Annotated in this window: 9 protein-coding genes and 1 pseudogene; all 10 read right to left on the reverse strand. The window is 62.9% G+C overall.

All coding sequences use genetic code 11. The annotated features are described in order from the left end of the window. Positions 1–235, reverse strand: a pseudogene (locus ACFE99_RS18940) (FAD-dependent monooxygenase); the annotation flags it as partial. 13 nt (positions 236–248) lie between these two features. Further along, complete coding sequence (locus ACFE99_RS18945; protein ID WP_375487955.1) at positions 249–1,643, reverse strand: FAD-dependent oxidoreductase; 1,395 nt, start codon at positions 1,641–1,643, stop codon at positions 249–251. 75 nt (positions 1,644–1,718) lie between these two features. Then, entirely contained in the window at positions 1,719–1,961 is a 243-nt protein-coding gene (locus ACFE99_RS18950; protein WP_375487957.1) for an acyl carrier protein, read from the reverse strand. 106 nt (positions 1,962–2,067) lie between these two features. Then, positions 2,068–2,748, reverse strand: coding sequence for a YoaK family protein (locus ACFE99_RS18955; protein ID WP_375487959.1), 681 nt, complete (start codon positions 2,746–2,748; stop codon positions 2,068–2,070). A gap of 30 nt (positions 2,749–2,778) precedes the next feature. Continuing rightward, positions 2,779–3,672 (reverse strand): mammalian cell entry protein, encoded by an 894-nt coding sequence (locus ACFE99_RS18960; protein ID WP_375487961.1) that lies wholly within the window; start codon positions 3,670–3,672, stop codon positions 2,779–2,781. Further along, entirely contained in the window at positions 3,639–4,271 is a 633-nt protein-coding gene (locus ACFE99_RS18965; RefSeq protein ID WP_375487963.1) for a mammalian cell entry protein, read from the reverse strand. Before ACFE99_RS18965 ends, ACFE99_RS18960 begins: the two co-directional genes overlap by 34 nt. Continuing rightward, on the reverse strand, positions 4,268–5,245 hold the full coding sequence (locus ACFE99_RS18970) for an RDD family protein (RefSeq protein WP_375487965.1): 978 nt from the start codon (positions 5,243–5,245) through the stop codon (positions 4,268–4,270). Before ACFE99_RS18970 ends, ACFE99_RS18965 begins: the two co-directional genes overlap by 4 nt. After that, a complete protein-coding gene (locus ACFE99_RS18975; protein ID WP_375487967.1) occupies positions 5,242–5,943 on the reverse strand; it encodes a hypothetical protein in 702 nt (233 codons plus the stop codon). The genes ACFE99_RS18970 and ACFE99_RS18975 overlap by 4 nt, the downstream gene beginning before the upstream one ends. Beyond that, the gene (locus ACFE99_RS18980) at positions 5,913–7,469 is read right to left on the reverse strand and encodes an MCE family protein (RefSeq protein WP_375487969.1); all 1,557 of its coding nucleotides are present in this window, start codon (positions 7,467–7,469) and stop codon (positions 5,913–5,915) included. Before ACFE99_RS18980 ends, ACFE99_RS18975 begins: the two co-directional genes overlap by 31 nt. Next, positions 7,463–8,638 (reverse strand): virulence factor Mce family protein, encoded by a 1,176-nt coding sequence (locus tag ACFE99_RS18985; RefSeq protein ID WP_375487971.1) that lies wholly within the window; start codon positions 8,636–8,638, stop codon positions 7,463–7,465. Before ACFE99_RS18985 ends, ACFE99_RS18980 begins: the two co-directional genes overlap by 7 nt. Between the last annotated feature and the right edge of the window lie 129 nt (positions 8,639–8,767).

The raw sequence follows: 8,767 nt of genomic DNA on the forward strand, positions 1-8,767 counted from the left end.
CCCCTGCGACAGGAACCGATCAACGATGCCTCGCTGATCGAGCACCTCGATGGTGCGTGGGGTTATCCCGCCCGCGCGCGACCCGATCAGCTCATCGCTGCTGCGGCGTTGCTCGACGATCGCGACATCGACTCCGGCGAGCGCCAACTCACCGGCCAGCATCAGCCCGGTAGGGCCGGCTCCGGGGAACCACCGCATGATCCGTCGCGCGATTGCGCGCGTTGATATTTCGCATCCCCCGGCCAGTGTTATCCAAGAGCTGGTTGCGCGCGCCGTCGGATTGCGAACCACAGACCTGCGAACAGCCGCATCGCCGAGGAAGGGCGCAGGAGCGTCGTAGGTGGGTCGATAAACTGCGTTACCCGAAAGATTCTCTCCGTCAGGACGGGGTCATTTTCCGCGGCGGTCAGAGTCTTGTCGAGACGCCAAGTCACCAGGCGCTGCGATATCGACCGCCGACCATCCGCCTTGGTCATGTAGAGGTCGTTGACTTGGTTGGACGCCCACACAGGCCCGATCCGTCGCGCGGCAGCCTGGAAAAATCGCCTGCTCAGATCAGCATCTCCACGTGATAGGCAGTCGCGCAGCGCGACCGCTTCAAGTAGCGCCATCGTCATCCCTTGGCCGTAAATGGGATTGAGGCTGCAGATCGCGTCGCCGAACACCAAGAGGCCGGCCGGGAATGCCGGCATCTTGTCATAGCGTCGCCACATCCCGCGGTGACGGATCACCGCCACGTCCCCCAGGGGTTCGGCGGCACGCAGTGCAGCCACAACGTCAGCAGGTGCGAATTCCGCGAAAACCGTGACCATGTCGGCAAGGTCATGTGGTGGTTCGCGCCCGTCTACGCATCCGACCGACAGCATCCACGTGCCATTCTCATACGCGCACAACGCCCCGCCGGTCGGTCGATTCGCTTCTGGGCAAACGAAGATAAGGAGCTCGGTAATCGTCCGTTCCGGGATGCGCAGCAACTGGCTTGAATAGCTGCCGTGTATCACCGCGCGTTGCTCGACGGGGCGGCCATAGCCCAGGTCCTCCAGGAAGGCAGGTGTGCGCGCGCTGCGGCCCATTGCATCAACGACCAAATCAGCGTCCAGACCCTTCTCCGTACCGGTGTCGCGATCGACGACCCGTGCGCCTGTGATTCGGTCAGGCTGTGCAGCAATCGGTCCGACGACGTCATGGCCGTCCAACACGACCACATTAGCGAGCGCACGTACCCGCTGTCGGACATGGGATTCCACGAGCGGTCGACTGGCAGAAAAGAGCACTCGCGCGGCTGGATCAGTGAACTGGCCTGAACGGTTGAGCTCGTGCCCGCCCGCCCGGAAAGAGATTCGGGACAGGTTGCCGTCATCGCACACCGGTGCCCCCGCGGCCACGATTGCCTCGAGCACCCCGGGGAACAATTGCCCCAGCAGTTGCGCGCCGCCAATCGAAAGGGCATGAAAGTGCCGGCCCTGTGGCACACCCTGGCGCTGGGACGCATCGTTGGGTAACCGATCACGTTCGACGAGTGTCACGGCCTCGTAGAACTCTGAAAGGACCCGCGCGGCAAACAGTCCAGCCATGCCGGCCCCGCAAACCACAGCACGCTTACCTCGTTCGTTCACCGCGCTCCTTCCGGCGCAAAGGCACATCAGGACGCGACACTACACGCAAATTAAGAAAAGTAAGCGAACTCTAAGATTACGATAAGATCTCGGACACTGCGGTCAACTCGCTGCGGGACCACCGTGTGAGGAAGCCTGTAATTTCCCCAGCAATTCGTGACAGCGCCTGGCACGCTCTGAGTCTTGAGCCATGACTTCCTCGAAGAACGAGGCAACCTCATCAAGCCCCGCGTTCTTCGCGTCACGCACATACTGCCCATAGTCGTGACCGGCTTTTAGCGAGTGATACTGCACCGAGATGAGGTCGAACGTGACGTCGCTGAATCCGGTTTCTCCGGTCGCCATGGTTCCTCCCGTCCACCGAATGGTCTGAACCTCTCAGTGCTACCCGCCGATCCGCGCCCTAAACACGCCGCTTCTAACGCACCCTGCTTCCAGTGCCAACAGCTGCTCAACCATCCGGAGCGGGCCCAAATTGAAACATCAGCAGGCTCATCGACACGACGAGGGCAGCTAGCGCGATCACCGGTGCCACGGTGACCCGCGACAGCGTCGCACCGAGCACCGCCCCGCCGCACATCGTCAAAACGACGCTGTAGCGCAGTTTTTCACGATGGCCGGTGCCGCCGGCCAGCCTGCTGTCGAAACCGATTCCGACGATCGTCGAAGTGAGCACGGTAGTAGTGAGCTCTTGGATGCCGAACTGGCGGGCGGTGGCGTTCTGCACACCGAACGTCAGCCCGAGTCCGACAATCAGGATGAGTTTGGTGTTGTCGTGATAACCCAGCATGCCTGTCCCCGCCAGGATCGACAGCACCACCAACACCACGATTTCCGTGCCCAGCGCGGCCGCCAGCCATAGCCGTGTCTGCTGGCCCAGATGTCGCGCCAGCCGGCCGCCGACGATGGTGCCGACCAGAAACCCACCGAAGGCAACGACCGCTGCGGTCAAGTCGACTCCGGAGCCCGGGACGAACCAGAAGCCCAAGAAGATCACATTTCCAGTCATGTTCGCGACGAAAACATGGCCAAGAACCAGCACACTGATCGCATCGACGATGCCGGTGGCAAAGGTCAACAGCAGCAACGCGGCAACGGTCAAGCGGTCAGATACCGGCGAGGCAACGGCCATGGCGTCCGTTATCTTTCCGGCCGGCCCGCGCTAAACCCGTGGCGTCAAATCCAGCGACGTAATCGTCGTCATCCGGGTGACCAGCCAGCGCCCGTGGGTCCGCTTCATGAACAGCCGGTAGGACAGGTACTTCAACGACGGAATGCCTTTGGTTAGAGGGCTGGTCGACGTGGTGTTGGTGTACACGATCGCGACGGCATCCGGCCCGTCCAGCGATTCCACGGCCACCCCGGTCACCTTGGTGTCATTCGTTATCTTTGCCTGTTTGTTGGTCGGCGCGATCCCGTCGACGAATTTGCGATACTGCGCCTCGAAATCACCGCTGAGGTAATTCGCCGCGCGATCAGCCAACGTGCTCATGTTGTCCGGTGTGTAAGTCCACAGCGTCGTGATGGCATCTGCTGCAGTTCGCGCAATCTCGAGCTTGGTGGCCACCGTGGCCTGATCGGCGAGATAGGGCTGCACTGTTGCACCCGCGAACGCCGCTGAACCGACGAACAAAGCGGCGGCCACGGCTACCGCGATGGCGAGCCGCTTGCCGGCCGGTCGCCGGGTCCGGGTGCTATCCGCTTCCGCACCTTCGGTGGCTTCTCCCCCGGTTTCACGATCTGGCGCCTCGTCGTCACTGTCCGTCTCACCAGTTTCTGCTGTGGTGCTGGTGTTTTCGGCGCTCTCGGCCGTGTCGTCGGCGACAGATTCCCTCTGGGAATCGTCGGACTCGCGCCGTCGCTCATCAGTTTCGACCGGTTCGGCTTCAACGGCGTCGGCGGTACCGGATTGCTCGGCGGAAGCTTTGTCGATGCTTCTGCTTTGAGTTGTCTCTGTGCTGGCCCGGGCTTGTCGACGACGCTCCCACCACCGCGGCTTCCGGTGCGACGGCCGGGTTTCGGTCAGATCACCTGTGTCAGGTTGCTGATCTTCCACTGGTTCCCTTCCTGCTTAGCTGTCGCCACCCATCGAGTCGCGTTTTCGAATACCTGCTTGCCATCCGGGGACTTGGAGATGACGTCGACGGCGACCAGCACGTTGGCGCTGCCATCGTCGCTCCACCTTTCCACACCAGCGTCGAGCACCGTACCTTTAGTCGGTTCCTGCTTGGAAACCTGGACGAGGATCTCGTTTTCCTTGTCTTGATACTGCTTTGCGAAATCACCGGTGGCTTCGGCCAATACGCGATCCACATAATCGTTGGCGTGAAACGGATCCACGGAGGTGAACTGTGTCATGAAAGAACTGACGTAGGTGAGCGCCGCGGCCTCCTTCGTTGCAGTCCGCCGGTGCGATTCATGCGAGATCAGCATGAGAGCGCACGCGGTGATCGCGCCCACCATGGCGAGAGCGGCAACTGTGGTGACCAGCGGCAGCGCCCGTCGTCGCGACCGCAAACCCGCTCGGAGCCGCGAGGCCAAAGCTTGCGGGCGCAGTCCCTCAAGCAACCGCAGCGCCAACTGTCGCGGCTGCTTCGCGGTGCGGGCAACCAGCAGCGGTTTCTCGTCAGATGGAATCTTGCGGCGGGGACTCATTTTCCGTGACCCGCAGGGCCAGGTTTCGTCAACACCGTCAGGTCATCGACACGCCACCGTGCGTCCGCGCCCCTCGCGAAAGTCACCCGAACAGTTGCGCTGATGTACCGTTCATTCGGCGGTAAGCCGCGCTGCCCCTGCATGAACAACAACATCGTCGCATGATTGATCGACACGGACCGTATCGCGCTATCGACAACCCAGTACTGGTTGGTGACCGGTTTCCCTTTCTGTACCGCCTGCTGTTGGGCGGTGAGTTGGTCGCGGTACTTGTCGGTAGTCAACGACCGGGCATGCTCAAAGTTGCTCTGCAATGTTTTGGGATCGTAGGTCAGCATCTCGGCGGCGATCTTCGGGCCCTGTATCGCAATCTGTGCACGAACCTGGTCGAGCGCTCGGTCATGGCGGTAGACCACCACGTAGCCCATCGCGGTGCCGCCCAAGCACAGCAGGGCTGCCGTCAGCACTAACACCCCGGTCAGGCGACTGAGGGTGCCCGGCCGCCGATCCGGATTGACCAGTCGAACCTCGGTGCGCAACAGCAAGTCGGCGAAGGTACGCCGTCGCGAATCCCACAGCGGCCAAAGCCAACCCACCAACACCGACACCGTGTCCACCAGGTGTGCCAGATCTCTGAGCAGCAACCGCCACGGTCCGACGGCTTCGCCGTCGTCTCGTATCACTCTGATACCGCAAACCGCACGGCCCAAGCTCCACCCGGTGATCGTCGGTAGCAGCAACCGGTTGACCGCCATGAACAGGATGGCTAGCCCGATGAGCGAAACGCACATCCACCACCACGTGCTGCGCAACGGGACACTCAACGCGACCAACGCCATGGTGGCCACCACCGCGGCGCCGGGCAACAGGTCCACTGCCAACGCGCCGGCACGAACGTGCCACGACGCCAGGCGATCTGCCGGTTCGACGTGGACGGCCTTCGTGGTCGCGGTGTTGTCGACCACTACCGTCACTTCGTCACCTGTTCGAGCTTGGAAATTTTGTACCGCCCGTCGTCAGAGGCCATCTTGACCCGCAGGCGGTAGCCGGTTTCCTGCTCTTTGGCTTCAGCATTGGTCACCTTGACGCGCAGCGCCACCAGCACATCGACCGACCCGTCGCCATCGTTGCGCTCTACTGCCGCGCGCATGTCGGATACCTGAACGTGGGCGTTTGCGGCCTGGTATGCGTCGACGAGTAGACCGCTGTACAGCGCCGCTTGGGCACCGAAATCGCCGGTGGAACACTCGATGATCTTCCGCGCGCTATCCGACATGGCACCGGTGTCCGGGGCCTGCGTTGCTGAAACACATTCCTTAGCCGCCTCGACGGCCGCCGAGTCGTGCCGCGCCACACTCTGGCTGTGCCGGTGGGCCCGCAGCGCGAAGTATCCTCCGGCACCGATTCCGCCGGCCAGCACGAGAAGCACCGCAATGATCCCAACGAACCACCGGCGGCCCAGGCGCGAGGGGCCTCGCTCGACACCGGCGGGCGCTGGGCCTGCGTCGGATATATCGTCAGCGGTCGCCGCCGAATCGTCGGCCGTCACTTCGGGACTGGTCTGGTCGGCTCCGTCATCGGATTCTGACGAACGCTCGGCCATCACCTCAGAAAACGAAGAGTCGTGCGCATCGGCGGGGTTCAGCCGGCTGGTGCCAGCATCTCCTTCCATCCGTCGTCTCCTGTTTTCCTCGAGTTTTCGACGGCGTACTTGACACCATCGGGCCCTACCAGTTCACCGCTCTGCGGACTGTAGATCGCCGCGGGAGGCCCGCTGGGAGTGTAGACGCAGGGGTTGGGTTGCTGTCCGTTGCACTGCACCGTACCTGAACCAGGCCGCTGCAGAGGATCGCTGATCGGAGGTGGCGTCCCCTGTACACGGTCGGCTGGTGCCGGGTTCAACCCGGTGTTGACCGACGGTGCCGGTATCACCTGGCCGGGGTTAATCGGCTGGTCGCAGCGGGCGCTGGGTGCCGGGCAGTTCTTGATCTGGTTCGGGTCGCCATACCACGGATTCGTACCCAGCGGAACGTACGGCTTGGGGTCGCGGCACTCCCGCGGCGTGGCAGCGCGTTTGCCCGGGACGTCGACACAAGGAATGTTGCGTGATCCGCGGACTACGTTGGCCGGGGTCTCCTTCGGAATCTTGCAGTATGTGCCCGACGGCAACGGCAGCAGACTGGTGTCCGCCGGCGACCGCCATTCCGACGCCGGAAGGAACCCGGTCAGACACGGCGGGGGCTGATTGATCGACAGCGCCAAATCGAGAGCAAGGCGACCATCGCGCTCGTAGGGTGCCGCGACTGCCTGCGCCTCCGATGCCCCCTGCGGCAAGAATGTCAGCACTTGCTCGACACCCTTGTTGTAACGCTTGAGCATCTCGAACACAATCTCGAGATTCGCCAGCGTCTGCGGCAGCGACTCGCGGACATCATTGAACACCTCGTTGACCTGATCAGCAGTCGGCGCCGCTTGCCTCAAGATGCTTTGGATGTGCTGGTCGTTTTCCGCGGCCTGCGCGCCGAGGTTGTTCAAATTACGCGCCCAGCGCTGGATGGCATCACTGGAGTTGACCTGGCTGTCCAGGATCGGCCCAGAATTTTGGATGATGTCGTTGACATCGCGGATATTGGTATTGAAGTCGCTGGTGATCGCCTGGGTCGCGTCAACCAGCCGTTGCAGCGACGGACCCAACCCGCCGACCGCTTGCGCTGTTTCGTCGAGCAACGTGCCGATCTTCTCCTTGGGCAGCACGGCCAGCCCGCGGTTGGCGGTGTCCAGAGCCGGCCCGATCTCGGCGGGCACGGTGCCCTTGGTGATGGTCTGGCCCGGTGAGAAGTACTTGCCCGGGTTACCGACCGAAACCAGATCCAGATACTGCTCACCGACCGCCGACACCGAATGCACGTTCGCTGTCGCGTCAATCGGGACCTTGTAGCGGCTGTCGATGCTCATCGTCGCCTGCGCACCGGTTTCCGTGGGCTGGACGTCGGTGACTTTGCCGATGGTGATACCGCGGTAGGTGACGTTAGAGGTCCGATACAGGCCGCCCGATGACGGGAGGTCCGCCTTCAGCGTGTACTGACCGATGCCCACCAAGCTCGGAATGCGCAAGTAGTACCAGCCCAGCACGACAATCGCGATCGCCGTCAGAATGCTGAACAGGATCAGCTGGCGTCTCAGGAAGCGACTCAGCATGTTGCCCTTTCGACCAGCGGCCCGCCGGGCGCGTCATTCGGGTTGGGTGTGTACCGAACGTCCGGGATCATCGTTTCCGGATCGCGGCCATACGACTGCTCAAGCGCGCGGAGCGCGCCGGAGAACCCTGTCCCGGTAAGGAATGCGTTGTCGACGGCGGAAAGCGTCAGGTCCACTTCCAGCGATACGTTCATGTAGTCGCCCCGCAGCAGCTTCGGCACGGTGTCGATGTCGAAGGGCTGGGTCAGCAGAAGCTTGAGCGCGCCGCGTAGATCTGGTGCGGAACGTGCGAGTTCCTTCAGCGGGCACTGAAGCGACTGCAGATCTTGATGCAGGTTGGGTCGCGTACCGGATAAGTAGCGGTTGGCTTGCTCGCTGAGCCGACCGAGCGCGTCGACCGCATTGATCAGCAGGTCCTGTCTTTCGTTGAAATGCTTGATCAACGGCGGGAATTCGGTGAGTACCCGATCGATCACGTCGGAGCGGGGACCGACGTAGGCCAGCAGTCGGTTGGTGGAATCGATAGCGTGGGTGATGTCATACCGTTGCTCGTTGACCTGCCGGGTGAAGGTATCCAGCTTGCCGAGCAGAGCACGGATCTGATCGGCCCGCCCATTGACGATGTTGTAGACCTCGTTCTGCAGCACTTCGAGATTCGGGATGCCGCCGCCGCGCAGGATCATGGCGAGACTGGCCAGAGTTTGCTCAATCGTGGGGTACGCCGACGAATTCTTCAGCGGAATGGTGTCGCCGTTCTTCAGCTGCCCCGACGGGTGCAGCGGCGCCGCCAGCTCCACATGCTGAGAACCCAACAAGCTGGTCTGGCCGATCTTGGCGGTGGCGTTCTTCGGAAGCTTGACGCTCTTGTCCAAACTCAGCGTCAGTGTGGCGATCCAGTTCTGCAGTTTGATCGCGCGCACCGAGCCGACAAAGACGTCAGCCACCAGCACTCGGCTGTTGTTGTTGAGCGCCAGGGTTTCCGGCATTTGCACGTAGACGGTGTAGGAGCCCGGTCCGGTGCCCGGGCCGCCGGGGATCGCCACATTCGCGATTCCGCGCCAGCCGCAAGAGCTCAGCATCACAGCCGCCAGAAGCAGGACGAGCCCTTGCCAGACCCGCCGGCGGGCGCAACCGCCGATGACGCCCACTGCGCTCGTCAGCCCGTTCATCGCGGCGCTCACTGGCGACCTGCCTCAGCAGGCAGCGGCGGACCGGCCGGACCGGGGGCCGACACCGGCGCCGGTGTCGGCGGGCCGGGTCCCGGGGCCCCCGCGGGTCCCGGCGGCGGCGGCGGAATC

The organism is uncultured Mycobacterium sp. (genome assembly GCF_964249325.1).
GTDB lineage: Bacteria > Actinomycetota > Actinomycetes > Mycobacteriales > Mycobacteriaceae > Mycobacterium.